Source organism: Arthrobacter sp. Y3223151 (assembly GCF_059091125.1).
Map to the genome: position 1 here is coordinate 130,538 of NZ_JBNHGI010000009.1, position 24,721 is coordinate 155,258.

The window sequence follows — 24,721 nt, forward strand, 5'->3', positions numbered from 1 at the left end:
CATGCCTGACTTTTCACTGAGCGAGGACTACCAGGATCTGGTGGAGACCGTGCGGGAATTTGCCCGCGAGGTGGTTGCCCCGGTGTCCGCCAAGCACGACGAGGAGCACAGCTTCCCGTACAAAGTGGTGGCACAGATGGGCGAGATGGGACTGTTCGGCCTCCCGTTCCCCGAGGAGTACGGCGGCATGGGCGGCGATTACTTCGCGCTCGCCCTGGCGCTGGAAGAACTCGGTGCGGTGGACCAATCGGTGGCGATCACCCTCGAGGCCGGGGTCTCGCTGGGGGCCATGCCCATTTACCGGTTCGGCAGCGAGGACCAGAAACAACAGTGGCTGCCCATGCTGGCCAGCGGCGAGGCGCTCGCCGGCTTCGGCCTGACCGAACCCGAAGCGGGCTCCGACGCGGGCGGCACGAAGACCCGGGGCGAGCTCGTGGACGGGCAGTGGGTGGTCAACGGGCACAAGGAATTCATCACGAACTCCGGCACCGACATCTCCCGGCTGGTCACCGTCACCGCGGTCACCGGCACCTCCGAGCGCGACGACGGCTCGCTGAAGAAGGAGATTTCCACCATCCTGGTCCCCACCGACACCCCGGGCTTCACCGCCGAGAAGGCCTACAACAAGGTGGGTTGGAACGCCTCCGACACGCATCCGCTCACTCTCGACAATGTCCGCGTCCCGGAAGAGAACCTGCTGGGCCGCCGCGGCCGGGGCTATGCCAACTTCCTGCAAATCCTGGACGAGGGCAGGATCGCCATCGCCGCGCTGGCCACGGGCGCGGCGCAGGGCTGCGTGGACGAGGCGGTGCGCTACGCCAAGGAGCGTCAGGCCTTCGGCACCAGCATCGGCTCCTTCCAGGCCATCCAGTTCAAGATCGCCCGGATGCAGGCCCGCGCGCACACGGCGCGGCTGGCGTATTACGATGCCGCCGCCCGGATGCTCGCCGGCCAACACTTCAAAACGCAGTCCGCGATTGCCAAGATGGTGGCAGGCGAAGCCGCCATGGACAACGCCCGCGATGCCACGCAGATTTTCGGCGGCTTCGGCTTCATCAACGAATTCCGGGTGGCGCGCCACTACCGTGACTCGAAGATCCTGGAGGTCGGGGAAGGGACCACCGAAGTGCAGCTGATGCTCATCGCCCGCGAGCTGGGGCTTTGACCGACCGCGCAGGCTAAGGAGGACGCAGTGATCGACAAGGTAGTAGCTTCCGCCGCGGAGGCCGTGGCGGACATTCCCGACGGCGCCTCGCTGGCCGTGGGCGGCTTCGGCCTGTGTGGCATTCCGGTGGCGCTGATCCAGGCCCTGCACGACGCCGGCACCACCGACCTGGAGACCATCAGCAACAACTGCGGCGTGGACGACTGGGGGCTGGGCGTGCTGCTGGCCGACGGGCGGATCCGGCGCACCATCAGCTCCTACGTGGGCGAGAACAAGGAGTTCGCCCGGCAGTTCCTGGCCGGCGAGCTGGAAGTGGAGCTGACCCCCCAGGGGACGCTGGCAGAGAAGCTGCGGGCCGGCGGTGCCGGGATTCCCGCTTTCTATACGGCCGCCGGGGTCGGCACCCAGGTCAGCGAGGGCGGGCTGCCGCGCAAGTACGACGCCGACGGCGCGGTGGCCAAGGCGTCGGAACCGAAGGAGGTCCGCAGCTTCGGCGGGGCCGACTACGTGCTGGAGGAGTCCCTGCGGCCGGACTTCGGACTGGTGCATGCGTGGAAGGGCGACCGGCTGGGCAACCTGGTGTTCCACGTGACCGCCATGAATTTCAATCCGCTCTGCGCCATGGCCGGCAAGATCACGATCGCCGAGGTCGAGGAACTCGTGGAGCCGGGCGAACTGGACCCCCAGCAGATCCACACCCCCGGCATCTTCGTCCAGCGGGTGGTGGTGGCGCCGGACGTGGAAAAGAGGATCGAAAAACGCACGGTGCGGCTGGCCGGCCAAGAGACCGCGACCGGGAAGTAAGGAGCACGCCATGGCGCTGACGCGCAACGAACTGGCCGCCCGGGTGGCCCGGGAACTGGAAAACGGGCAATACGTGAACCTGGGCATCGGCATGCCCACCCTGATTCCGAACTACATCCCGGACGGCGTGGAAGTCATCCTGCATTCGGAGAACGGGATCCTCGGTGTCGGCCCCTATCCCACCGAGGAGAACATCGACCCGGACCTGATCAACGCGGGCAAGGAGACCGTGACGCTCAACCGGGGAGCGGCCATCTTCGACTCCTCCGCGTCCTTCGGCATGGTGCGGGGCGGGCACGTCGACGTGGCCGTTCTCGGCGCCATGCAGGTGTCCCGGACCGGAGACCTGGCCAACTGGATGATCCCCGGCAAGATGGTCAAGGGCATGGGCGGTGCCATGGACCTGGTCTTCGGTGCCAAACGGCTGATCGTCATGATGGAACACGTGGACAGGGACGGGAATCCCAAGATCTTGACCGAATGCACGCTGCCGCTGACCGGCAGGGGCTGCGTGGACACCATCATCACCGACCTGGCGGTCATCGACGTCGCGGAGCAAGGACTGGTGCTGCGCGAGACGGCCCCCGGCGTCGGGGTGCAGGACGTCGTGGCCGCCACCGGCGCCGAACTCCGGGTCGACCAGTACCAGGCGGGTGCCCGGTGAACACCGATGCCGGGGCAGCGGCCACGCCGTCGGAAGCCGCCGGGGCGCAGAAAGTGATCATCCAGCGCGGGCTCTACTTCGAGGAGATCGAAGCGGATGTCATCTACGCGCACCGGCCGGGCCGGACTGTCACCGAGGCGGACAACGTCTTCTTCACCACCGCCACCATGAACAACCAGGCGCTGCACCTGGACGCGGCGTGGGCGGCGGAGCAGCCGTTCGGCCAGCGGCTGATGAATTCCATGTTCACCCTCGCCACGGTCGTGGGCCAGTCCGTCGGCCAGCTCACCCAGTCCACGATCGTGGCACAACTGGGCATGACCGACGTGACGTTCCCGCACCCGCTCTACCACGGGGACACGCTGTACACGGAGACGGTGGTGACCGACAAGCGGCTGTCCCGGTCCCGGCCCGGCACCGGCGTGGTGACCATGCACCATACCGGCCGGAACCAGCACGGGGACGTGGTCGCCACGGTGACGCGCAGCTGCCTGATGTGGACCAAGGACGGCCACGCGCACGCCATCGCGGGCTCGGAAACGGCCGACGCCGAACTGTGGGACGGCCGGCCCGGGGACGGAATCCGATGACCGGCTTCGACATGGGGCCGGCCATCCTGTTTTGTCCGGCGGACCGCCCGGACCGGTACGGCAAGGCGGCCGCACGCGCCGACGCGGTGATCCTGGACCTGGAGGACGCCGTTGCCCCGGGCGACCGTGCGGCGGCCCGGGCAGCCATCATCGACAACCCGCTGGACCCCGAACGGACCATCGTGCGGGTCAACGCGGCCGGCACCGCCGACCACGCGCCGGACCTGGACGCCGTCCGCCGGTCCGGGTACCGCACCATCATGCTGGCCAAGGCGGAGGACGCGGCGGCCGCCCTCGGCCTCGGGGAGTACTCGGTGGTGGCCCTGTGCGAGACGGCGCTGGGCGTGCTGCACGCCGCGGAGCTGGCACGCTGCGCGAACGTCACCGCCCTGATGTGGGGCGCCGAGGACCTGGTCGCCTCACTGGGCGGCAGTTCCAGCAGGTTCGCGTCCGGAACCTACCGGGACGTTGCCCGGCAAGCGCGTTCCCAGGTCCTGCTCGCCGCCGGCGCCTACGGCAAGGCCGCCATCGACTCGGTCTACCTCGACATACCGGACCTCGGCGGGCTCGCCGCCGAGGCTGAGGACGCCGTCGCCTCGGGCTTCGCGGCCAAGGCCATCATCCACCCCAGCCAGGCCGACGTCGTGCGGGCCGCCTACCGTCCGGGCGAGGAGGAAACGGACCATGCGGCCGCGTTGCTGGCCGCCGCCGCCACCGAATCCGGGGCCTTCCGGTTCCGCGGCCAGATGGTCGACGGGCCGGTCCTCAAGCACGCGGAGCAGATCCTGCGGCGGGCGCGGCAGACTCCGTCCTAACGGCTGATCGGGACGTAGGCCCGTCCTGACGCCTGATCGGGCCCGGCAGACCCGCCCTAACGGCTGATCGGGACGTAAAACTTCTCCGGCCGGCCGGCTGCTCCGTACCGCGGGGTGATCCGTGCCTCGCCGCGCGAGACCAGGTACTCCAGATACCGCCGCGCGCTGACCCGGGCCAGGCCCAGCCGCCCGGCGACCTCGGACGCGGAGGAGGCCGCGCCGGCCGCATTCAGGTCGGCGATCACCGCCTCCAGGGTGGGCAGGGACAGGCCCTTGGGCAGCGGGACCGCGGCTCCCGGGCCGGACAGCGCCATGGCGGAAAGCGCGGTTCGGCCGGCGTCGCTTCCGGAGGCGGCGGCAGCGCGCGGCAACAGCCGGGGTGCGCCCGGGGCACTGCGGGGCGCCGGGCCGTCAGCGGTTCCGTCCGCGTCCCGCCGGGCGGACTCCCTGCCGGCATCGAGCTGCGGTGCGAGCAGCCGGTCGATGCCGTCCTGGTCCAGCACGGCGGAGTCGTCGCTGCCGCTGATTTGCCGGCGGTGTTCCACGTAGGCGTCCAGCCGCTCCATCAGCACCCGCGCGTTGAACGGCTTCACGAGGTAGTGGAGCACTCCGCCGGCCATCGCGGCCCGCACCGTGTCCAGTTCGCGTGCCGCAGTTATCGCGATGACGTCGACAGGTTCCCCGGGAAGGTTCCGGACCGCGCGCAGGACTTCGATGCCGCTCATGTCCGGCAGGTGGATGTCCAGCAGCACCAGTTCGGGGCGAAGCGCCGCGACCATGGCCAGGCCCTCGGCCCCGGTGTACGCGGTGCCCACGGCGTCGAAGGCGCCATGGGCCAGCAGGAAGCCGGTGTGCACCCCGGCAACTTCTTTGTCGTCGTCGATGACGACCGTGCGGATCTGGCTCATGGGACCGGGACTCCCTGCGCGCGGGCGTTGGGCGGGGTGGGCGAGAACGTGACCGTGAACTCTGCGCCGCCGGAGGCCGAGGCCGCCACCCGGGCGCAGCCGCCGCGCCGCGCCGCAACGCGGCTGACCAGCGCGAGGCCGAACCCCCGGCTGCCCGGCAGCGCCGCCTCCTTGCCCGAGACGCCCGGCTCGAAAATGCGGTGGTATTCCTCCGCCGGGATGCCGGGGCCGTCGTCCGCGACCGTGATGGTGCAGCCGGCCGGGCCGCTGGCGACGGCGACGGTGATGGTTCCCTGCATCCCCACGGCTTCGATGGCGTTGTCGATCAGGTTCCCGAGCACCGTGACCGCATCGGTGGTGCCGTCCGGGGCGAGCTCGGACGCCGGATCGATGAGCAGCCTGATGTCCTTTTCGTCGCAGATGGTGGTCTTGGCCATCAGCAGGCTGGCCGCGTCCGGGTCCGTGATGCCCGGGGCCAGTTCGCCCGCCACCACCGACCCGCCGTGGCCGGAACGCGAGATGAAATCCACCGCCTGTTGCGCGCGGCCCAGTTCCAGCAGGCCGGAGATCACATGCATCTTGTTGGAAAATTCGTGCGCCTGGGCACGCAGGGCCTGGGTGACATCGCGTGCGCCGTCCAAATCCTGCAGCAGCTGGTGCAGTTCGGTGCGGTCCCGCAGGATGAGGACGCTGCCCACGCGTCGCGAGTCCACGGTGGCCGCGTTGGCCCGGGCCAGCAGCACCCGTTCGCCGGCGAGGACGGTTTCGTCGGCGCCGCCGGTGGCCGCGAGCATTGCTGCCAGCTCCGGTTCCAGAATGGTGGTGGCTGGCTGGCCCAATGCGGTGTCGGAGACCTCCAGGAGCCGTTTCGCCTCATCGTTAAGCAAGGCAATGCGCCCGCGGTCGTCGACGGCGACCACACCCTCGCCGATGCCGTGCAGCATCGCGTCGCGCGTTTCGAGCAGGGCGGCGATCTCCTCCGGCTCGAGCTGATAGATCCGCCGCCACACCAGCCGCGAGATGTAGATCGCGCCCGCCGATCCGACCAGTGCCGCCGCGATGAGCCAGGCCAGCAGAACCGGCAAGTCGTCGTTGAGGTCATCGCGCAGCGTCGATTCCAAGGTGCCGACCGACGCGGTGCCGATCACTGTGCCGCCCGACCGGTCATAGACGGGCACCTTCACCCGCCACGACTCGCCCAGCGTGCCGGTCTGCCGGCCGACGAACGTCTCGCCGGACAACGGGATGGACGGGTCCGTGGAAACCATCTGCCCGATCAATGCCGGGTTCGGGTGGGAGTAGCGGATCCCGCGGTCGTCCGTGACCACCACGTAGGTCACGCCCGTGGACTGCGCGATGAGCTCGGCGATCGGCTGGATGGTCTCGCTGGGGTCTTCGTCGTCGAAGGCGTCCACAATGGACGGCAGTTGCGCCACCGAGCGTGCCACGCCGATCATCCGTCCCTCGTAGGCATCGCGGATCTGCTGCTCCTGCATCGATATGGCGACCGAGCCGGCCACCAGCACGACGGCGAGCAGGATGGACAGCTGCAGCACAAACAGCTGGGTCCGCAGCGACAGGGATTGGAACACACCACCATTTTCGCATGCTGTTAGCTGCGCCACTTTGCAGCTGTTATCCGGTGCCCCGGAGGCGGGGCGCGGTCGTGACCACAATGACCAATACGGCCACAATGACCGCATTCTTCCCGCGCGGCGCACCGGTCCCTACGCTGGGGCGCACGGCATGGTGATGCCCATCACGCCGGCTGGAGGAGGAAGAACCTACATGAAGCTCGACCGTACGATGAGACGCCGTTCGGCCCTGGTGGCCGCCGCGGCAGCATCCGCCCTGGTCCTGGCCGCCTGCGGCTCCACTACTGGCGGCGGTGGCGGTGCCGAAGAAGCCGGCATCGACAAGCTCAACATCATTGTCCCGGCAGACCCGGGCGGCGGCTGGGACCAGACCGGCCGCGCCATCCAAAAGGATCTGCAGGAGAACGACCTGGTTTCCAGCGCCTCGGTGGTCAACATCGGCGGCGCCGGCGGCACCAACGGGCTGGCGAAGCTGGCCACCGAACAGAACCCGGACACCCTGATGGTGATGGGGTACGTCATGGTCGGGGCCGTGGAAACCAACAAGTCGAAGAACCGGATCGAAGACACCACGCCGATCGCCCGGCTCACCGAAGAGCCGCTCGTCGTCGTCGTTCCCGCCGACTCGCCGTACCAGACAATCGACGACCTGATCGCCGACGTCAAGGCCAAGGGCAAGGGCGTCTCCATCACCGGCGGGTCCGCCGGCGGCGCCGACCACATCCTGGCCGGCCTCATGCTGAAGGAAGCCGGAATCGGCGCCGACAGCCTGAACTACATCCCGTACTCCGGCGGCGGGGAATCGCTGGCGGCGCTGCTGGGCAACAAGGTCTCGGCCGGCATCTCCGGCGTGGGCGAGTACGCGGAGCAGGTCAAGGCCGGCAAGCTGCGTGCCCTGGCGGTCTCCGGTCCGGAGGCCGCGCCGCAGTTGCCCGAGGTCAAGCCCCTGAAGGAGCAGGGCATGGACGTGGTGCTCACCAACTGGCGCGGCGTCGTGGCTCCCGGGTCCATCGACGACGCCCAGGCGGAGAAGCTCACGGCGCTGATGACCGAGCTGCACGAAACCGACGCGTGGAAGGAAACCCTGTCCACCAACAACTGGGGCGACGCGTTCCTGGCCGGCGAAGAATTCGCCAGCTTCCTGACGGAGGACATCGAGACAGTCACCGCGACCCTGACGGATATCGGTCTCGTGAAGTAATCATGGCCTCTTCCACTACTGGAGCGGTCCGGGGCGGCACTGCCGCCCCGGGCAAGCCGCTCGGAGAAATAATCTTCGCGGCCGTGATCCTGAGCATCGGGATCGTCGGCTTCGTGGCCGGGGCAGGGATCGAAACGCCCGACTCGGCCAGCGACATCGGGCCGCGGGCGCTGCCGTACATCGTCTCCGGCCTGCTGGTGGCCGTCGGTGCCGGGCTGATCGTGCAGCTGCTGCGCGGCGTCACCGGCGAGGCCGAAGAGGGCGAAGACATCGATCCGGATGTCAAGACGGACTGGCTGACCGTCGCCAAGATGGCGGGCGCCGTCGTCGTTCATATTTTCCTGATCGTGCCGCTGGGCTGGCCGGTTGCCGCGGCGGTGCTGTTCGTCGGCGCGGCGTGGGCGCTCGGCGCCAAGCCGCTGTGGCGTGCGGCCGTGGTCGGGGTGGTCATGGCGCTGCTGCTGCAGTTCGCGTTCGCCGGGCTCCTCGGCGTCTCGCTGCCTGCCGGCGTGCTCGAAGGGGTGCCGTTCCTGAATGGATAACTTCTACGCCCTCCTGGAGGGCTTCTCCGTGGCGATGCAGCCGATCTACCTGCTGTACGCCTTGGGCGGCGTCCTGGTCGGAACGGCGGTGGGGGTGCTGCCGGGCATCGGGCCGGCGATGACCGTTGCCCTGCTGATGCCGATCACGTACAGCCTCGAGCCGACGGCGGCGATCATCGTCTTCGCCGGCATCTACTACGGCGGCATGTACGGCGGTTCGACCACGTCGATCCTGCTGAACACGCCCGGTGAATCCGCCTCCATCGTCACCGCGCTCGAGGGCAACCGGATGGCCAAGGCCGGCCGCGGTGCCGCGGCGCTGGCGACGGCGGCGATCGGCTCCTTCATTGCCGGCACGGTCGCGACGGTGCTGCTGAGTTTCGTGGCGCCCTATGTGGCTGCGTTCGCGGTGCAGATCGGTCCGGTGGAGTACGTCGCCCTGATGGTCGTGGCGTTCCTGACCGTCGGCGCGCTGCTGGGCGCCTCCGTGCTGCGCGGCTTGGCCTCGCTGGGGCTGGGACTGTTCATGGCGTTCATGGGCGTGGACCTGATGACCGGCCAGCAGCGCTACACCTTCGGCAGCCCGTTCCTGGCGGACGGGATCGACGTGGTGCTGGTGGCCGTGGGGCTGTTCGCGCTGGGCGAGGCGCTGTATGTGGCGTCCCGGCTGCGGCACGGTCCCGTCAAGGTCATCCCGGTGACCGGCGGCTGGACGTCGTGGATGAAGAAGGAAGACTGGCGGCGGTCCTGGAAGCCGTGGCTGCGCGGGACGTTCATCGGCTTCCCGATCGGCACCATGCCGGCCGGCGGGGCCGACGTGGCAACCTTCCTGTCCTATGCGTCCGAGAAGAAACTGGCCAGGGGCGCGCGCAAGAAGCAATTCGGGCGCGGCGCCATTGAAGGCGTGGCCGGGCCGGAGTCGGCCAACAACGCGGCCGCGGCCGGCGTGCTGGTCCCGCTGCTGACGCTGGGCATTCCGACGACGGCGACGGCGGCGATGATGCTGGTGGCCTTCCAGCGCTACAACATCCAGCCCGGGCCGCTGCTGTTCGAGGTCGAGGGTGCCCTGGTCTGGGCACTGATCGCCAGCCTCTACGTGGGCAACCTGATGCTGCTGGTGCTGAACCTGCCGCTGGTGGGCATCTGGGTGAAGATCCTGCAGATCCCGCGGCCGTACCTCTACGCCGGCATCCTGGTCTTCGCGGCCATGGGCGCGTTCTCGGTGAACTTCACCCCGGTCGACGTGTTCGTGCTGCTGGTGGTGGGCGTGCTGGGCTTCTTCATGCGCCGGTACGGCTACCCGATTGCCCCGCTCGTGGTGGGCATGATCCTGGGGCCGATTTTCGAGAGCCAGCTGCGGCGTTCGCTGGCCATCTCCCAGGGTGATCCGATGGCTTTGGTGTCCACCCCGATCTCGGCCGGCATCTACGTCGCCCTGGTCATTATCTTCGTGCTGTCCTTCTGGATGAAGAAGCGCCAGCGCGTGATGGAATCGGCGATGCTCGACGACGAGAACCCCCAAGGCAAGGAGGTCAGCGCATGACGACGATAGTGGTGGGGTATGTTCCCAACGCACTGGGCGACGCCGCACTGGCCGCCGCCATCGACGAGGCCGGCCGCCGTTCGGCGAAGCTGCTGGTGGTCAACACCACGCGGGCCGACCGGTTGGTGGATCCGACCTATGCCGACGCCGCCGATGTCACGCGGCTGGAATCGGTCCTGGCGGGAGCCGGCGTCGATTTCAGCATCAGGCACGGCATCTCGGACGGGCTGGCCGCCGACGACGTGCTCGACGCCGCCGAAGAGTCCGGGGCGGACCTGATTGTCATCGGGGTGCGCAACCGGACGCCGGTAGGCAAGCTGGTGATGGGTTCCACGGCGCAAACCATCCTGCTGGGCGCCTCCTGCAACGTGCTGGCGGTCAAGCAGGGGTAACCGGCGCCGCGGCTTCGACGGGTCGCGACAGTCGGCAACCCCGCGCTCGCGGGGGAGCGCCGAGGCGTGGGTTGGCGCTCCGGCGTTCGACGGGAGCGGATGGTCTCGGAGCCACAGGCTGACATCGACGCCGGTGCAGGGTTTGGCTGCCGGTGCAGGGCCCACAAACCCTGCACCGGCAGATTTTCCCTGCACCCGGTGCCATGTCCGGGCGGGTGAGGAGCAGGTTCCCGCGGCCGGGGGGTTGTCGTCGAGATGACCCGCCGTAAAGGGCGATCCCACCACCAGGTCAGGGGATGGCTTCGAGATCACCCCATATAACCGGTGATCTCGCCACCAGGTCAGGGGATGGCTTCGAGATCACCCCCATATAACCGGTGATCTCGAAGCCAAGGGGTAACTTGGACGCCACACCGCCCGTGCTCCGCGGCCGGACCGCCGGTGCTGGATAATTGAGCGCATGGAGTTCCGAGATCCGCCCCGCGCCGCCCCGCTTCCCGCCCGACGCAGGGTAGTGCTGCTGGGTTCCACCGGTTCGATCGGCACGCAGGGGATCGACGTCGTGGACGCGGCCCCGGAACGCTTCGAGGTCACGGCGCTCGCCGCCGGCGGCAACCTGGAGCTGGCCGCCCGGCAGGCGGTCCACACCCGGGCCCAGGCCGTCGGAACCGCCGCCAGAACGGTGGAGGACCTGGCGACGGCCATCAAGGCCGCCGCGGCGGACGCCGGGGTGTCCGGCTACTCGCCGGAGCTCTTTGCCGGCCCCGACGCCGCGGCGAGGATCGCCGCCTGGCCGGACGCCGACGTCGTGCTTAACGGCATTACCGGGTCCATCGGCCTGGCCCCCACGCTGGCCGCGCTCGGTGCGGGCCACCTGCTGGCACTGGCCAACAAGGAGTCCCTGATTGCCGGCGGCCCCCTGGTCAAGCAGGCCGCGCGGCCCGGGCAGATCGTGCCGGTGGATTCGGAACACTCGGCGCTGGCCCAGGCGCTCCGCTCGGGCACGGCCGCCGAGGTGGAACGGCTAATCGTCACCGCTTCCGGCGGGCCGTTCCGCGGCTACAGCAAAGAGCAGCTGCGCGACGTCACCCCGGCGCAGGCGCTGGCCCACCCCACCTGGGACATGGGCCGGATGGTCACCACCAACTCGGCGACCATGGTCAACAAGGCGCTGGAAGTCATCGAGGCGCACCTGCTCTTCGACGTCCCGCTGGAGCGGATCGACGTGGTGGTGCACCCGCAGTCGGTGGTGCATTCGATGGTGCAGTTCACCGACGGCTCCACCATCGCGCAGGCGTCGCCGCCGGACATGCGCCTGCCGATCGCGCTCGGCATGGGCTGGCCGGAGCGGGTGCCCGGCGCCGCGCAGCCGTGTGACTGGAGCCAGGCCACCAGCTGGACCTTCGAGCCCCTGGACGAGGAGGTCTTCGGCGCGGTGCGGCTGGCCAAGGAGGCGGCCGGCCGCGGCGGGACCTTCATGGCCGTGTACAACGCGGCCAACGAGGAAGCCGTGGACGCCTTCCACCACGGCCGGATCCGCTTCGACGAGATCGTGGAGACGGTCGCTGCCGTGGTGGACGAGCACGCGCCGTCCGGTGAACTGACCGTGGCCGCAGTGCTGGCCGCAGAGGACTGGGCACGCTCGCGGGCCCACGAACGTTTGGCTATGTTGTGACCATTCTGCTTTTCATTCTCGGCGTCCTCTTCGTGGCCGTCGGCATCGCCGTGTCCATCGCCCTGCACGAGGTGGGCCACCTGCTGCCCGCCAAGCTGTTCAAGGTGCGGGTCACCCAGTACATGGTCGGCTTCGGCAAAACTCTCTTCTCCCGCCGGCGCGGCGAGACCGAATACGGGGTCAAGGCCATCCCGCTCGGCGGCTACGTCTCGATGATCGGCATGTATCCGCCGGCCAAGGACGGCGGCAGCGGAGGCGGCGACGGTGGCGTCGGAGGCGTCGACGGCGGCGTCGCGGTCCGCCGGTCCAGCACCGGCATGTTCCAGCAACTGGCCAACGACGCCCGGCAGGCCGAAGCCGAGCGGCTGCAGCCCGGCGACGAAAACCGGATGTTCTACAAACTGCCGGTCTGGAAACGGATCATCATCATGCTCGGCGGTCCGTTCGTGAACCTGGTCATCGGCACGGTGCTGATCGGCATCGTGCTTGTCGGCTTCGGCACCGCCGAGGCCACCACCACCATCGCCCAAGTCAATAAATGCGTGGTCCCGGCGTCGCAGGCCGCCGAAACCGGACAGACCGACTGCCTGCCCAGCGATCCGGAGGCTCCCGCCACGGCGGCGGGCATCCGGCCGGGGGACACCGTCACCGCCTTCGACGGCAGGCCGGTCACCGACTGGTACCAGTTGACCACCTGGATCCGGGACGCGGCGGGGGAGCAGACGCCGATCACCCTGCAGCGCGACGGCCGGGAAATCACCACGACCATCACCCCGATCCTCACCGAACGCCCGGTATACGACGACGCCGGGCAACCGCTGCTCGACGGCGACGGCGAGCCGGTGACGGAGCAGGCTGGCTTCGTGGGGATGGGCGCCACCACCGCGCTGGTACCGCAGCCGGCCGGCGACGTGCTCCCGGCCGTGGGGGAGAACCTGCAGGCGATCACCGGCGTGGTGCTCCATCTGCCGCAGCGGCTGGCCGACGTGGCCGAGGCCGCCTTCAGCGATGCTCCGCGGGACCCGAACGGGCCGATGAGCGTGGTGGGCGTGGGCCGGATTGCCGGCGAGATCAGCGCGATGGACGAGATTCCCTTCGAGGCGCGGGCGGCCTCGCTGATCGGGTTGGTCGGCTCGGTCAACCTGGCGCTGTTCGTGTTCAACCTGATCCCGCTGCTGCCGCTCGACGGCGGGCACGTGGCCGGCGCGCTCTGGGAAGCCATCCGCCGCGGCGTCGCCAAGCTGTTCCGCCGCCCGGATCCGGGGCCGGTGGACATCGCCAAACTGCTCCCGCTGACCTACGTGGTGGCCGTGGTGATGATGGGCATGGGCGCGCTGCTGATTTACGCGGACATCGTCAAACCGGTCAACATCTTCGGCTGATCCCGCCGTCGCGGCGGCGCCGCGGCGAAACCGCCGTCTCCCTGATCCGGCACGACGGCGGTGCTCGCCCGTGTGCGCGGCAGGCCCGTGTGCGCGGCGCGCCCGCCGTTGGTTGGAACCCGGCCCTTCGCCGTGGTTAGACTGGCCGGAACCGGCGAAGGGAGCCACAACCCGTGAGCACGGCACCGCGGACAGTCCGCACCGCAGCGAGCCTTTGGGGCACCGCCCGGGCGGAGACGATGGGCCGCAGGCCCCGGTTCAGGACCGGCGCCGCCGCCGTCCTGGCGGCCGCTGTTGCACTTGCCGGTTGCACCGCGCCGGGCGAGGCGCAGGATCCGCCATCATCGGCAGCGTCAACAGAGGCTGCCCCGGATCGCGTGCAGTTGAGGGCCGGTGCCGCCGATCCGCAGGTGCTTGCCGGATCCGACGCCGAAGCATCGCTCGCTGCCAGCCAGGCGTTGTTTGACTCCAGTCCCGTGGCGTTCGTCGCGCCTCCCGGCGACGCCGAGGCCATAGCTGCCGCGGCTGCCGAGTCGGTACCGATGGGTGTGCCGCTGCTGTTGGCCGGAGACGGGCTGGCCGAAGAACTAGAGCGGCTCGGCGTCCGCCAGGTCAAGGCTTTCGGGCAGCCGCCCGCCGAGCCGGAGGGCTCCCCGAGCGCCGCGCCGGAGGCCGGCTCCGCGGCCGGGTCCTCCGCCTCGGGCGCTGCCGGCTCGGCCGCTGCCGGCCCCGCCGCCTCTGTCTCTCCAGGCTCCGCCGCCTTGAGTACCGCATCGACGGGGTCCGACGCCGAGCCGGACCGCGGCCTCGAGGCGTGGGCCCCGCTGCTGACGGACGCGGAAATTCTGCCCCCGGACGGGGACGTGGAGGCGCCCGAGCGTGCCGAGGAGCCCGCGGCCGTCTCGGTGTTGACGGCCAAGGACGGCGGGCGGGACTATCCCGCGACCCTGGCGGTCGTCGAAGCGGCAGGCGCCCGGGTGTTCCAGGACCCGCACGCAGACCCGCGGCGCGGCAGCGAGACCATCGACTTCCTGCGCCAGGAGCCCGACAACCGCGTGCTCGCCGTCGGCAAGGACTTCGGCAGCGGCGACACCTTCGCGCGCCGGACCACGGCGGCGCTGACCGTGCCGGAGCTGCCCGGCGGCGGGCAGCTGGCTTTCCCGTCCCGGCGGATGGTGGCGCTGTACGGTCATCCCTCCGGACCAGCCCTCGGCGCGCTCGGCGAGCAGGATGCCAAGGCGTCGGTGCAGCGCGTGAAGAAACTGGCCAAGCAGTACCAACCGCACAGCAAGGAACCGGTGGTCCCGGCGTTCGAGATCATCGCCACGGTTGCCAGCGCCTCGGCCGGAAAGGACGGCGACTATTCGGAGGAGACGGATCCGGACGAGCTGCGCCCCTGGATCGACGCAGCCGGCGAGGCCGGGGTGTACGTGGTGCTGGACTTGCAGCCGGGCCGGTCGGACTTCCTCACCCAGGCCAGGATGTACGAGGACCTGCTGAAGGAACCGCACGTGGGCCTGGCCCTGGACCCGGAATGGCGGCTGGGCAAGGGGCAGCGTCACATGGAGCAAATCGGCTCGGTGTCCGCCGCGGAAATCAACCGGGTCAGCGACTGGTTAGCGGAGCTTACCCGCAAGAACTCCCTGCCCCAAAAGGTGCTGATCCTGCACCAGTTCCAGTACCAGATGATTTCGGACCGCCAGAAGCTGGAAACCGGCCACGAGGAGCTGGCCCTGGTGCTGCACGCCGACGGCCACGGGGGGCCCGACCAGAAACTGGACACCTGGCGCGTCCTCCGGGAGGACCTGCCGAAGAACATCTGGATGGGCTGGAAGAACTTTTACGACGAAGACACCCCGACCTTCAGCCCGGAACGCACCTACACCGGCGTGAAGCCGGCTCCGTGGTTCGTTTCCTACCAATAGGCCCGCCCCAACCACCGCGGCGGCCAACCGAAAGCCCCGCCCCAACCACCGGCGGGCTGCCGATAGTGCCGCCCGCATCCACAGGCGGGCTACCGATAGCCCGCCCGCATCCACCGGCGGGTAAGGTGAAGGCCATGAGTGTCTTTGCCGTCGAATACGTCTACGCCGCCGATTCCGAGTCCGGCCGGGACGAATACCGTCCCTCCCACCGCGCCTGGCTGGGCGGCTTCCTGGACCGGGGCCGCCTGCTGGCCTCCGGCCCCTACGCCGACGGCACCGGTGCCCTGCTGATCTTCACCGCCGAGGACGAAGCCAGCCTGCTGGAGGAGCTGAAGCAGGATCCGTTCAACGTCAACAACTTCGTCTCCGGCCTGAAAGTCACCGACTGGAAGCCCGTCACCGGGGCGTTCGCCGACCACGCATGATCCTTCCCACTCCCGCAGCATGTGCCAACGCCCGGCGGGAAGGGGATAATGAAACCTGATCAGCAACTGCCTACCGGCACATGGAGGACGTTTTGACCTCGGTCAATCTTGGAATGCCAGCTTCACCACCGCCAGTCCTGGCGCCGCGCCGCAAGACCCGGCAGATCAAGGTCGGGTCCGTCGGGGTCGGGTCGGACTCGCCCATCAGCGTGCAGTCGATGACCACCACGCCCACCACGGATATCAATGCCACGCTGCAGCAGATTGCCGAACTGACGGCCTCCGGTTGCGACATTGTCCGGGTGGCCTGCCCCAGCGCCGATGACGCCGAGGCCCTGCCGATCATCGCCAAGAAGTCCCAGATTCCGGTGATCGCGGACATCCACTTCCAGCCCAAGTACGTTTTTGCCGCCATCGATGCCGGCTGCGCCGCCGTCCGCGTCAATCCGGGCAACATCCGCAAATTCGACGACCAGGTCAAGGAGATCGCCGCGGCCGCCAAGGCCGCCGGCACCTCCATCCGGATCGGCGTCAACGCCGGTTCCCTGGACCCGCGGCTGATGCAGAAGTACGGCAAGGCGACCCCGGAGGCGCTGGTGGAATCCGCCGTCTGGGAGGCGTCGCTGTTCGAAGAACACGACTTCCACGACTTCAAGATCTCGGTCAAGCACAACGACCCGGTGGTCATGGTCCGCGCCTACGAACTGCTGGCCGAACGCGGCGACTGGCCGCTGCACCTCGGCGTCACCGAGGCCGGTCCCGCGTTCCAGGGCACCATCAAGTCCGCCACCGCCTTCGGGGCGCTGCTGTCGAAGGGGATCGGGGATACCATCCGCGTGTCCCTGTCCGCCCCGCCGGTAGAAGAGATCAAGGTCGGCCTGCAGATCCTGCAGTCGCTCAACCTGCGGGAACGCAAGCTGGAAATCGTTTCCTGCCCCTCCTGCGGGCGCGCACAGGTGGACGTGTACAAGCTGGCCGACGAAGTCACTGCCGGGCTCGAAGGCATGGAGGTGCCGCTGCGGGTCGCCGTGATGGGCTGCGTGGTCAACGGGCCGGGCGAAGCCCGCGAAGCCGACCTGGGGGTGGCCTCCGGCAACGGGAAGGGCCAGATCTTCGTCAAGGGCCAGGTCATTAAGACTGTTCCCGAAGACCAGATTGTGGAAACGCTGATTGAAGAAGCACTGCGGATTGCCGAGGAGATGGGTGACTCCGATGGCGAGAATGCTGTCAAGGGTAGCCCCGTGGTTAACGTCAGCTAGCCGCGACACGGCGGGTGCGGCAGGGGCCGTGCCCGTCGATCAGCATGCCGGAATACGGCCGCTGGCGGACGCCGATACCGCGGACCTTTGGGCGTTGGTGCGCGCCGATCCGGTAGCCAACGTCTTCCTCGCCGCCCACCTGGAGACCGCCGGGACCGCCGGCCCCACCCCGTCCGGTGCCCACATCCTGGGAATGTACGACGACGGCGTCCTCACCGGGGCCTGCTGGGCGGGCGTGAACGTGGTCCCGTCCGGGCTGGATGCCGAACAGGGCGCCCGGCTGGGCGCCCACCTGGCCGCCGGCGGACGGCGCATGTCCTCCATCTTCGGGCCCGCCGAGGGCGTGCTCGGCATCTGGTCCTCGTACCGGCACGCCCATCCGCGGGCCTTCGACGTCCGGCCCAACCAGCCGCTGATGGAGCTGCGCGGAACTCCCGCCGTGCCCGCGGACCCGCAGGTGCGGTTCTCCACCGACGACGACTTTGAGGTGCTGGTGCCCGCCTGCGTCGCGATGTTCGAGGAGGAAGTCGGGTACTCGCCGCTGATCGGCGGCGGCCAGCACTACCGGCAGCGTGTGGCCACCCTGATCGGGAAGGGACACTCGCTGATCCGCCGGGACGGCCAGGGGCAGGTCGTGTTCAAGGCAGAACTGGGCAACGTCAGCGCCGACGCGGTGCAGATCCAGGGCGTCTGGGTGAACCCCGCCTACCGCGGCCGCGGTCTGGCAGCCGGCTGCATGGCCGCCGTCGTCGAGCTGTCCCGCAAGTACGCGCCGGTCGCAAGCCTCTACGTTAATGATTACAACCACCGGGCCATGGCCGCCTACGCCGCGGTCGGCTTCCGGCAGGTCGGCACCTTCGCCACCGTCTTGTTCTAGCCGCGGGTCCAGGCGCGCCGCGGCCGCCCCGCCGCACGGGCCTGCGGCTGTCGCTGGCACGCGCGCGGAGCCAGTAGATTAGAAGGCAGTTGAATTTCGCGGGCCGCTGCCGGCCCAACCCTTGAGAAACGGATTCCTGCAGTGGTACTTCGCCTGTCCAGCATGTTCCTGCGCACCCTGCGCGATGACCCGGTAGACGCAGAAGTTGCCAGCCACAAGCTGCTGGTGCGCGCCGGCTACATCCGCCGCGCCGCCCCTGGCATCTACTCCTGGCTGCCGCTGGGCCTGAAGGTGCTGGCCAAGGTGGAGGCCGTGGTCCGCGAGGAGATGAACGCCATCGGCGCCCAGGAAGTCCATTTCCCGGCGCTGCTGCCGCGCGAACCGTACGAGGCGACGAATCGCTGGACCGAGTACGGCGACGGGTTGTTCCGCCTGCAGGACCGCAAGGGCGCGGACTACCTGTTGGCCCCCACGCACGAGGAAATGTTCACCCTGCTGGTCAAGGACCTGTACTCCTCGTACAAGGACCTGCCGGTGACGCTGTACCAAATCCAGAACAAGTACCGCGACGAGGCCCGCCCGCGCGCCGGGCTGCTGCGCGGCCGCGAATTCATCATGAAGGACTCCTACTCCTTCGACGTGGACGACGAGGGCCTGGACGTCAGCTACGACGCGCACCGGCGCGCCTACCTGCGGATCTTCAAGCGCCTGGGCCTGGAAGTGGTGACCGTCAAGGCCACCTCGGGCGCCATGGGCGGGTCGAAGAGCGAGGAGTTCCTGCATCCCACCGAGATCGGCGAGGACACCTTCGTGCGTTCGCCCGGCGGCTACGCCGCGAACGTGGAGGCCGTCACCACCGTGGCGCCGGAGCCGGTGGACTACGCCGATGCCCCGGCTGCCGAGGTCAAGGACACCCCGGATACCCCCACGATCGACACCCTGGTGGCCGCGGCCAACCAGCTGGCACCTCGCGCGGACGGGGAATGGACCGCCGCGGACACGTTGAAGAACGTCGTCCTGGCCATCAAGCTGCCCACCGGCGAGCGGAGTTTGGTGGTCATTGGCGTACCGGGCGACCGCGCCGTCGACCTCAAGCGCGTCGAGGCGAACATCGGTGCCTTCCTCCCGGTGGGCGGCGAAGTCGAGGTCGAGGCGGCCACCGAGGAAGACCTGAAGAAGCATCCGGGTCTGGTCAGGGGCTACATCGGTCCCGGCGAGAGCCTGGACGCCGCGGTCCTCGGGACCGAGTCGGCCACCGGCCTGCTCTACCTCGTGGATCCCCGGGTGGTGCCCGGCACGCGCTGGATCACCGGCGCCAACGAGGACGGCAAGCACGTGTTCGGCCTGGTGGCCGGCCGCGACTTCGGCTGGGACGGCGTCGTCGAGTCGGTCGAGGTCCGCGAAGGGGACCCCGCGCCGGACGGCTCCGGTCCGCTGGAGGCGGCCCGCGGCATCGAAATGGGCCACATCTTCCAGCTGGGCCGCAAATACGCCGAGGCGCTGGGCCTGCAGGTGCTGGACCGCAACGGCAAACTGGCCACGGTGACCATGGGCTCCTACGGCGTGGGCGTCACGCGTGCGGTGGCCGCGCTGGCCGAGGCCTATCACGACGACAAGGGCCTGACCTGGCCGCGCAACGTGGCCCCGGCCGACGTCCACATCGTCGCCACAGGGAAGGGCACGGAGATTTTCGAGGCAGCCAACAGGCTGGCCGAGGAACTGTCCGCCGCCGGCGTCGATGTCATCTACGACGACCGGCCCAAGGTCTCCCCGGGCGTGAAGTTCTCCGACGCCGAACTCATCGGCGTGCCCACCATCGTGGTGGTCGGCCGCGGGCTGGCCGACGGCGTCGTGGAAGTCAAGGACAGGGCCACCGGGCAGGCCGAAAACGTGCCGCTGGCCGAGGCTGCCGGGCAGTTGGCAGCCCTGGCCGGGAGGTGACCTCCGGCCTCGAGGAACTGCAGCTGGCCACCCTCGCCCTCGTGGTCGTGGGTGGCTTTGCCGCCGGCTGGGTGGACGCCGTGGTGGGCGGCGGCGGCCTGCTCCAGTTGCCGGTGCTGCTGCTGGTCCCCGGCATCAGCCCGGTGCAGGCGCTGGCCACCAACAAGATGGGCTCCATCTTCGGCACCACCACCAGCGCGGTCACCTATTACCGCAGGGCGCACCCGGACCTGAAAACGGCGCTGCCGATGGCCGCCGTCGCGCTGGCCGGGAGCTTCGGCGGGGCGATCGTGGCCACCGTGCTGCCCGCCGAGGTATTCAAGCCGATCATCGTCGCCGCGCTGATCGCGGTGGCCGTCTTTACCGCGCTCCGTCCGACGGCGGGATCGTTGACCCGGCTGCGCTACAAGGGCGCCCGGCATCTGGGCACGGCCGCCGGAATCGGGCTGGTCATTGGCTTCTACGACGGCCTGATCGGCCCCGGTACGGGCTCGTTCCTGATCATCGCGATGGTGGCGCTGCTCGGCTACAACTTCCTGGCCGCCAGCGCCAAGGCCAAGATCGTGAACATGGCCACCAACCTGGGCGCCCTGGCCTTTTTCCTGCCGAGCGGGGCGCTGCTGTGGGGGCTCGGGCTGGTGCTCGGCGTCGCCAACATGGCCGGCGGTTACGTCGGTGCGCGGATGGCCGTCTCACAGGGCAGCAAGTTCATCCGGGTGGTCTTCCTGGCCGTGGTCGCGGCCCTGATCCTCAAACTTGGCTACGACGTGTTGCAAGAGAACGTGCTGGGCCGCTGATCCCGACCGGAGGGGCGGTCAGCTGTCCGCCCCTCACGAGTCGGTGGCGGGCGCGGCCGGCAGCTCGTCGTCCAGTCCCGGGGCCGGCGGCACGACGCCGCTCGAGGCCGCCAGGTCCGCCGTGGCGGCGGCGAGGCCGGACACCGCGTGCTCCCGCACCCTCCCGCTGCTGAGCGCGACCAGGTCGGCCAGCGGCCGGAGGGCGGTCTCCTCGGCGCCCTGCAGCGCCGGCAGCGGATCGGCCGCGAAGTCGCTGCCCAGGGCATACGCCGGCTCCGGCAACGGCAGGGCGAGGCATTCGGCCGCCGCCACCGCCCGCCAGTTCGCGGCGGCGTCGGCATGCGCCGCGAGGCGTTCGGCGGCGACCGCACGTTCGGCGCCGGCGAGGCGCGGCAGCACCGTTTCATAGGCGTAGGCCAGGCGCTCGTGGCTGCGGACGACGGCGGCCAAGGCCTCCGCCGTCGACGGCGCGCCGGGCGACGGCGACCGGGGCCCGTCCCCGGCCGGAGCGGAAGGCGCGGCGCAGCCGGGGGATGCGGGCGGTATCTCCGGGGCGTCCCACGGCGCAGCCACTTCCGCCCCGCCGGCCAAAACCTGCGCCTGCGCGAACACCGCGGAGCCGATCGAGGCCAGCAGCCGGGCCAGCCCCGGGTCCGCCTCCTGGGCGTCGGCCAGCAGGTCGCCGGCCAGCCCGGCCAGCTCCCCGGGACCGGGTGGCTTTACGGCCGGGGCCGGGCTGCCGGCAGAGCCGGCGGGGGAAGACGGGGCCGCGGTGTCTGGTGCGGCAGGGGACCCGGACGGCCAGGACGTGGTCAGCCTCAGCAGGTCCGCTTGCGTCCGGAGCAGGTCGGCGGTGGGGGAGGCGCCGTCGTCGTCGTGTTCCTCGAAGGCCGAGGCCAGGCCCTCCAGCCCGGCCAGGGCGTCGAGGCGTGCTTGCTCGGTGGTGCTCGGGGGCGGGGCGGGGTCGGTGATGCTCGCCACCACGGTGCCGGTGCTGACCACGATCGCCGCGGTGAGCAACAGCAGCGGCGCCCGGCGCCACGCCCGGGATGGCGCGGCCTGCTTGCCGCCGCGGCGCCTTGAAGTAGATCCCACAACTGAAGATGATGTCACGGGTTCGGCGTCGGCTGCACCGGCGGTGGCGGGTACTGGCGGCGGGGAGGCCACCAGTGACGGTAAAGTCGCTAGTCTAGAAGCGAGACTTACGAAACAGGGAGGCAGCATGGCCCAGCGGCGCGATCACAGCGGCGTGCCCACTACCGGAGGGACATCCGGTACCGACACGTCCGCGGAGGCCGCACGCCTGAAAGAGCTGCTGGAACCGTCCGTCGCCGCGCACGAGTTGTTCCTCGAGGATGTGGAAATCCGGCACGTCGGATCACAGCGCATCATCCACGTCGTCGTGGACCTGCCCGAGGACCAGACCGGCGGCGTGGGGCTCGATGCCATCGCCGAGGTGTCGCAGGCCCTCTCCAAGACGCTGGATGAGGACCCGCGCGACGACGGCCGGGCCTACAGCCTGGAGGTATCCTCGCCGGGGCTCAGCCGGCCGCTCACCCAGCTGCGCCACTGGCGCCGGAACGTGGGCCGGCTGGTCAAGGTCAAGCTGGTCGCCGGCGACGACGTTGCCGGCCGCCTGCTGGAGGTCGGCGAGGCCGGCGTGACCGTTCGGCCGGAAGAAGCGCCGAAGAAGGGCATGAAGCCCCGTCCCGGCGAACCGGTGCACCTGGACTTTACGAACATCCGCTACGGCAAGGTCGAAGTGGAGTTCGCCCCGGTAGACGACGACACGATTGCTGCCGCCGACGGCGAGCTGGAGAACGAGGAGGAGGCCTGAGATGGATATCGATATGAGCGCCCTGCGGCTGCTTGAGCGCGAACGCGAAATTCCGCTGGACCTGCTGATCCCTACGATCGAGCAGGCCCTGCTGGTGGCCTATCACAAGTCGCCCGGCTCCATCGACCAGGCCCGGGCGGAGCTGGACCGCAAGAGCGGCCACGTCACCATCTGGGCGGCCGAGGTGGACGACGACGGCACCGTGATCGGCGAGTTTGACGACACGCCCAGCGGGTTCGGCCGGATCGCGGCCAGCACGGCACGCCAGATCATCCTGCAGCGGCTGCGCGACGTCGAGGACGACAACGTGCTGGGTTCCTTCCGCGGCAAGGAGGGGGAGCTGGTGTCCGGTTTGATCCAGCAGGGTCACAACCCCCACATGGTGCAGGTGGACCTTGGCACGGTGGAGGCGCTGCTGCCGCCGCCCGAACAGGTCCCGGGGGAGAGTTACGTGCACGGCACGCGCCTGCGCGCCTATGTGGTGGACGTCCACCGCGGCATGAAGGGCCCCTCGATTACGCTGTCCCGTTCGCATCCCGGCTTGGTGCGGAAGCTCTTCGAGCTGGAAGTACCCGAGATCGCGGACAAGAGCGTGGAGATTGTTGCCCTGGCGCGGGAGGCCGGCCACCGGACCAAGATCGCCGTCAAGGCCAACGTGCCCGGACTCAATGCCAAGGGTGCCTGCATCGGCGAGATGGGTTCCCGCGTGCGGGCCGTCATGACCGAGCTGCACGACGAAAAGATCGACATCGTCGACTTCAGCGAGGATCCGGCGACGTTCATCGCCAGTGCGCTGTCGCCGTCGCGGGTCAGCTCGGTGACCATCACCGACCCGGAGACGCGTTCCGCCCGGGTCGTGGTGCCGGATTACCAGCTTTCGCTGGCGATCGGCAAGGAAGGGCAAAACGCCCGGCTCGCGGCAAAACTGACGGGCTGGCGGATCGACATCGTGTCCGACGCAGCGATGGCCCAATAGCGCTGGAGAAGCAAAAACCACGCCCGGTTTCGGGCCTGCAACACGCCCGGTTCGTTGGCCGGGCACTGGAAGCGGTAGAATATCCATGGCCGGGTTTCCCGACAGTCAAAAGCCCTTGCAGGCGCACGCCCAGGCGGCCACGCCGCCCCAGCGGACCTGCATAGGCTGCCGGCGCCGGGAAGACCAGGCCGTTCTGCTGCGGCTAGCAGTCGAAGAAGTCGACGGTGTTCCCACCGTCGTCGTCGATCCGGCCCGCCGCAGGCCTGGACGCGGTGCCTGGATGCACCGCGGACCGGATTGCATGGAACTGGCTTTGAAACGGCATGCCTTCGGCAGGGCCTTCCGGGCCGCTGTTGACAGCAGCACTGTTGCAGACCAGTTCCGTGCTGACGACGAGGCGGCCACCGCGGCCGGCCCCGTCACCCCAACCGTCCAACCTGAAAGCGGGTCAGAAAACTGATGGAAACCCGATGAGTGCCAAGTGATGAGTACTTCATTGTGCTCCGCCCGCGGCCTTTCAGCCCATTCTGCTGAAAGCCGCAGCAAGAATTAGACGGTTCGTGCCCGGCAGACCTGCCTCGTGCGGACCGAGACAGGAGAAATGTGGCCAAGGTCCGCGTACACGAGCTCGCCAAAGAGCTCGGTATTACCTCGAAAGATGCAGTATCCAAACTGCAGGAGCTGGGCGAATTCGTCCGCTCAGCGTCATCGACCATTGAGGCACCCGTCGTGAAGAAGCTTCGCGACGCGTTCCCCGCCGCCGCCCCGAAGGGCGAGCAGGCGGCCCCCAAGACAGCCCCCAAGGCAGCAGCGCCCAAGCCGGGAGCGAAGCCCGCTCCCAGCGCGCCGGCTGCCCCGGCTCCGGCCGCCCCGGCTCCGGCCGCGGAAGCCACCAAGCCGTCGCCTGCCGCTCCGGCAGCACCGGCTCCCGCCGCTCCGGCGGCTCCGGCAGCGGAAGCGGCGCAGCAGCGTGCAGAAGCACCGGCTGCCAAGCCGGGATCGGCCGCTCCGCGCCCCGGCGGTCCCGCCGCGGCCCGGCCCGGTGCCCCGCGCCCCGGTGGCCCGCGCCCCGGCAACAACCCCTTCGCTACGTCCCAGGGCATGCCCCGCGGCCGCGGCGACCGCGACGCCGAGCGTGCACCGCGTCCGGGCAACAACCCCTTTGCAACCTCGCAGGGCATGCCCCGTCCGGGCGGCCCGCGTCCTCCGGCAGCCGGCCAGGGCGGTCCCCGTCCGGCCGCACCGCGTCCCGGCGCCGCACCGCGTCCGGGTGCTCCCGCGCGGCCGGGCGCACCTCGTCCCGGCGCACCGCGTCCCGGCGGTGCCCGTCCTACACCGGGCATGATGCCCAACCGCACCGAGCGACCGGCTCCGGCCGGCCGCGGCGGCGGCGCTCCCGGACGTCCGG

24 protein-coding genes are annotated in these 24,721 nt (G+C 69.6%); 21 read left to right on the forward strand and 3 right to left on the reverse strand.

Going from position 1 to position 24,721, the window contains the following annotated elements:
* The first annotated feature begins 1 nt into the window (after nucleotide 1).
* From AC5RUP_RS13180 to AC5RUP_RS13200, 5 genes are read left to right on the forward strand one after another with little or no spacing between them, the layout of a single operon-like run.
* Entirely contained in the window at nucleotides 2-1,165 is a 1,164-nt protein-coding gene (locus AC5RUP_RS13180; RefSeq protein WP_494154786.1) for an acyl-CoA dehydrogenase family protein, read from the forward strand.
* A 27-nt stretch (nucleotides 1,166-1,192) separates the two neighbouring features.
* Entirely contained in the window at nucleotides 1,193-1,969 is a 777-nt protein-coding gene (locus tag AC5RUP_RS13185) for a CoA transferase subunit A (RefSeq protein WP_494154785.1), read from the forward strand.
* Between the two features lie 10 nt (nucleotides 1,970-1,979).
* Nucleotides 1,980-2,633 carry a CoA transferase subunit B gene (locus AC5RUP_RS13190; RefSeq protein ID WP_494154784.1) on the forward strand — a complete coding sequence of 218 codons (654 nt, stop codon included), beginning with the start codon at nucleotides 1,980-1,982 and terminating at the stop codon, nucleotides 2,631-2,633.
* On the forward strand, nucleotides 2,630-3,223 hold the full coding sequence (locus AC5RUP_RS13195; protein ID WP_494092864.1) for a MaoC family dehydratase: 594 nt from the start codon (nucleotides 2,630-2,632) through the stop codon (nucleotides 3,221-3,223). Before AC5RUP_RS13190 ends, AC5RUP_RS13195 begins: the two co-directional genes overlap by 4 nt.
* Complete coding sequence (locus AC5RUP_RS13200) at nucleotides 3,220-4,038, forward strand: HpcH/HpaI aldolase/citrate lyase family protein (RefSeq protein WP_494158632.1); 819 nt, start codon at nucleotides 3,220-3,222, stop codon at nucleotides 4,036-4,038. Before AC5RUP_RS13195 ends, AC5RUP_RS13200 begins: the two co-directional genes overlap by 4 nt.
* A 56-nt stretch (nucleotides 4,039-4,094) precedes the next feature.
* Here AC5RUP_RS13200 and AC5RUP_RS13205 read toward each other — a convergent pair whose 3' ends face one another.
* A complete protein-coding gene (locus tag AC5RUP_RS13205) occupies nucleotides 4,095-4,946 on the reverse strand; it encodes a response regulator (protein WP_494158633.1) in 852 nt (283 codons plus the stop codon).
* The gene (locus AC5RUP_RS13210; protein WP_494158634.1) at nucleotides 4,943-6,538 is read right to left on the reverse strand and encodes an ATP-binding protein; all 1,596 of its coding nucleotides are present in this window, start codon (nucleotides 6,536-6,538) and stop codon (nucleotides 4,943-4,945) included. The genes AC5RUP_RS13205 and AC5RUP_RS13210 overlap by 4 nt, the downstream gene beginning before the upstream one ends.
* 196 nt (nucleotides 6,539-6,734) lie before the next feature.
* On the opposite strand from AC5RUP_RS13210, the gene AC5RUP_RS13215 reads away from it, so the two are divergent.
* From AC5RUP_RS13215 to AC5RUP_RS13270, 12 genes are all read left to right on the forward strand, one after another.
* Nucleotides 6,735-7,742 carry a Bug family tripartite tricarboxylate transporter substrate binding protein gene (locus tag AC5RUP_RS13215; protein ID WP_494068012.1) on the forward strand — a complete coding sequence of 336 codons (1,008 nt, stop codon included), beginning with the start codon at nucleotides 6,735-6,737 and terminating at the stop codon, nucleotides 7,740-7,742.
* Between the two features lie 2 nt (nucleotides 7,743-7,744).
* Entirely contained in the window at nucleotides 7,745-8,284 is a 540-nt protein-coding gene (locus tag AC5RUP_RS13220; RefSeq protein WP_494133255.1) for a tripartite tricarboxylate transporter TctB family protein, read from the forward strand.
* Nucleotides 8,277-9,827 (forward strand): tripartite tricarboxylate transporter permease, encoded by a 1,551-nt coding sequence (locus AC5RUP_RS13225; RefSeq protein ID WP_494068010.1) that lies wholly within the window; start codon nucleotides 8,277-8,279, stop codon nucleotides 9,825-9,827. Before AC5RUP_RS13220 ends, AC5RUP_RS13225 begins: the two co-directional genes overlap by 8 nt.
* Complete coding sequence (locus tag AC5RUP_RS13230) at nucleotides 9,824-10,219, forward strand: universal stress protein (protein ID WP_493977715.1); 396 nt, start codon at nucleotides 9,824-9,826, stop codon at nucleotides 10,217-10,219. The genes AC5RUP_RS13225 and AC5RUP_RS13230 overlap by 4 nt, the downstream gene beginning before the upstream one ends.
* 460 nt (nucleotides 10,220-10,679) lie before the next feature.
* Nucleotides 10,680-11,894: a 1-deoxy-D-xylulose-5-phosphate reductoisomerase gene (gene dxr / locus AC5RUP_RS13235; RefSeq protein ID WP_494158635.1), complete on the forward strand. Its 1,215-nt coding sequence runs from the start codon at nucleotides 10,680-10,682 to the stop codon at nucleotides 11,892-11,894.
* On the forward strand, nucleotides 11,891-13,276 hold the full coding sequence (locus AC5RUP_RS13240) for a M50 family metallopeptidase (protein WP_494154912.1): 1,386 nt from the start codon (nucleotides 11,891-11,893) through the stop codon (nucleotides 13,274-13,276). Before dxr ends, AC5RUP_RS13240 begins: the two co-directional genes overlap by 4 nt.
* A gap of 173 nt (nucleotides 13,277-13,449) precedes the next feature.
* On the forward strand, nucleotides 13,450-15,201 hold the full coding sequence (locus AC5RUP_RS13245; RefSeq protein ID WP_494158636.1) for a hypothetical protein: 1,752 nt from the start codon (nucleotides 13,450-13,452) through the stop codon (nucleotides 15,199-15,201).
* Between the two features lie 134 nt (nucleotides 15,202-15,335).
* Nucleotides 15,336-15,626, forward strand: a complete 291-nt coding sequence (locus AC5RUP_RS13250; RefSeq protein ID WP_494068006.1) for a YciI family protein — start codon at nucleotides 15,336-15,338, stop codon at nucleotides 15,624-15,626.
* 92 nt (nucleotides 15,627-15,718) lie between these two features.
* Complete coding sequence (gene ispG / locus AC5RUP_RS13255) at nucleotides 15,719-16,885, forward strand: flavodoxin-dependent (E)-4-hydroxy-3-methylbut-2-enyl-diphosphate synthase (protein WP_494068285.1); 1,167 nt, start codon at nucleotides 15,719-15,721, stop codon at nucleotides 16,883-16,885.
* Nucleotides 16,886-16,913: 28 nt separating this feature from the next.
* Nucleotides 16,914-17,762 carry a GNAT family N-acetyltransferase gene (locus AC5RUP_RS13260; RefSeq protein WP_494068005.1) on the forward strand — a complete coding sequence of 283 codons (849 nt, stop codon included), beginning with the start codon at nucleotides 16,914-16,916 and terminating at the stop codon, nucleotides 17,760-17,762.
* 141 nt (nucleotides 17,763-17,903) lie between these two features.
* On the forward strand, nucleotides 17,904-19,703 hold the full coding sequence (locus tag AC5RUP_RS13265; protein WP_494068004.1) for a proline--tRNA ligase: 1,800 nt from the start codon (nucleotides 17,904-17,906) through the stop codon (nucleotides 19,701-19,703).
* On the forward strand, nucleotides 19,700-20,500 hold the full coding sequence (locus AC5RUP_RS13270; RefSeq protein WP_494068003.1) for a sulfite exporter TauE/SafE family protein: 801 nt from the start codon (nucleotides 19,700-19,702) through the stop codon (nucleotides 20,498-20,500). Before AC5RUP_RS13265 ends, AC5RUP_RS13270 begins: the two co-directional genes overlap by 4 nt.
* Nucleotides 20,501-20,533: 33 nt before the next feature.
* Here the strand turns inward: AC5RUP_RS13270 and AC5RUP_RS13275 are convergent, their stop codons facing one another.
* Nucleotides 20,534-21,595, reverse strand: coding sequence for a DUF4439 domain-containing protein (locus tag AC5RUP_RS13275; protein ID WP_494068002.1), 1,062 nt, complete (start codon nucleotides 21,593-21,595; stop codon nucleotides 20,534-20,536).
* A 127-nt stretch (nucleotides 21,596-21,722) separates the two neighbouring features.
* Here AC5RUP_RS13275 and rimP point away from each other — a divergent pair, with 127 nt between their 5' ends.
* From rimP to AC5RUP_RS13295, 4 genes are all read left to right on the forward strand, one after another.
* Entirely contained in the window at nucleotides 21,723-22,337 is a 615-nt protein-coding gene (gene rimP, locus AC5RUP_RS13280) for a ribosome maturation factor RimP (RefSeq protein WP_494154969.1), read from the forward strand.
* Nucleotide 22,338: 1 nt separating this feature from the next.
* Nucleotides 22,339-23,313 (forward strand): transcription termination factor NusA, encoded by a 975-nt coding sequence (gene nusA / locus AC5RUP_RS13285; protein WP_494068000.1) that lies wholly within the window; start codon nucleotides 22,339-22,341, stop codon nucleotides 23,311-23,313.
* An 85-nt stretch (nucleotides 23,314-23,398) separates the two neighbouring features.
* On the forward strand, nucleotides 23,399-23,773 hold the full coding sequence (locus AC5RUP_RS13290; RefSeq protein ID WP_494067999.1) for a YlxR family protein: 375 nt from the start codon (nucleotides 23,399-23,401) through the stop codon (nucleotides 23,771-23,773).
* A gap of 143 nt (nucleotides 23,774-23,916) precedes the next feature.
* Nucleotides 23,917-24,721 (forward strand): translation initiation factor IF-2 N-terminal domain-containing protein (locus AC5RUP_RS13295; protein WP_494158637.1); only part of this gene is annotated, 805 nt, incomplete at its 3' end.

Excerpts from the sequence above, each read along its gene's own strand:
- AC5RUP_RS13180 (WP_494154786.1), top strand. The coding sequence starts at position 2 with ATGCCTGACTTTTCACTGAGCGAGGACTACCAGGATCTGGTGGAGACC.
- AC5RUP_RS13190 (WP_494154784.1), top strand. The coding sequence starts at position 1,980 with ATGGCGCTGACGCGCAACGAACTGGCCGCCCGGGTGGCCCGGGAACTG.
- AC5RUP_RS13200 (WP_494158632.1), top strand. The coding sequence starts at position 3,220 with ATGACCGGCTTCGACATGGGGCCGGCCATCCTGTTTTGTCCGGCGGAC.
- AC5RUP_RS13205 (WP_494158633.1), bottom strand. The coding sequence starts at position 4,946 with ATGAGCCAGATCCGCACGGTCGTCATCGACGACGACAAAGAAGTTGCC.
- AC5RUP_RS13215 (WP_494068012.1), top strand. The coding sequence starts at position 6,735 with ATGAAGCTCGACCGTACGATGAGACGCCGTTCGGCCCTGGTGGCCGCC.
- AC5RUP_RS13220 (WP_494133255.1), top strand. The coding sequence starts at position 7,745 with ATGGCCTCTTCCACTACTGGAGCGGTCCGGGGCGGCACTGCCGCCCCG.
- AC5RUP_RS13225 (WP_494068010.1), top strand. The coding sequence starts at position 8,277 with ATGGATAACTTCTACGCCCTCCTGGAGGGCTTCTCCGTGGCGATGCAG.
- AC5RUP_RS13230 (WP_493977715.1), top strand. The coding sequence starts at position 9,824 with ATGACGACGATAGTGGTGGGGTATGTTCCCAACGCACTGGGCGACGCC.
- dxr (WP_494158635.1), top strand. The coding sequence starts at position 10,680 with ATGGAGTTCCGAGATCCGCCCCGCGCCGCCCCGCTTCCCGCCCGACGC.
- AC5RUP_RS13250 (WP_494068006.1), top strand. The coding sequence starts at position 15,336 with ATGAGTGTCTTTGCCGTCGAATACGTCTACGCCGCCGATTCCGAGTCC.
- rimP (WP_494154969.1), top strand. The coding sequence starts at position 21,723 with ATGGCCCAGCGGCGCGATCACAGCGGCGTGCCCACTACCGGAGGGACA.
- nusA (WP_494068000.1), top strand. The coding sequence starts at position 22,339 with ATGGATATCGATATGAGCGCCCTGCGGCTGCTTGAGCGCGAACGCGAA.
- AC5RUP_RS13290 (WP_494067999.1), top strand. The coding sequence starts at position 23,399 with ATGGCCGGGTTTCCCGACAGTCAAAAGCCCTTGCAGGCGCACGCCCAG.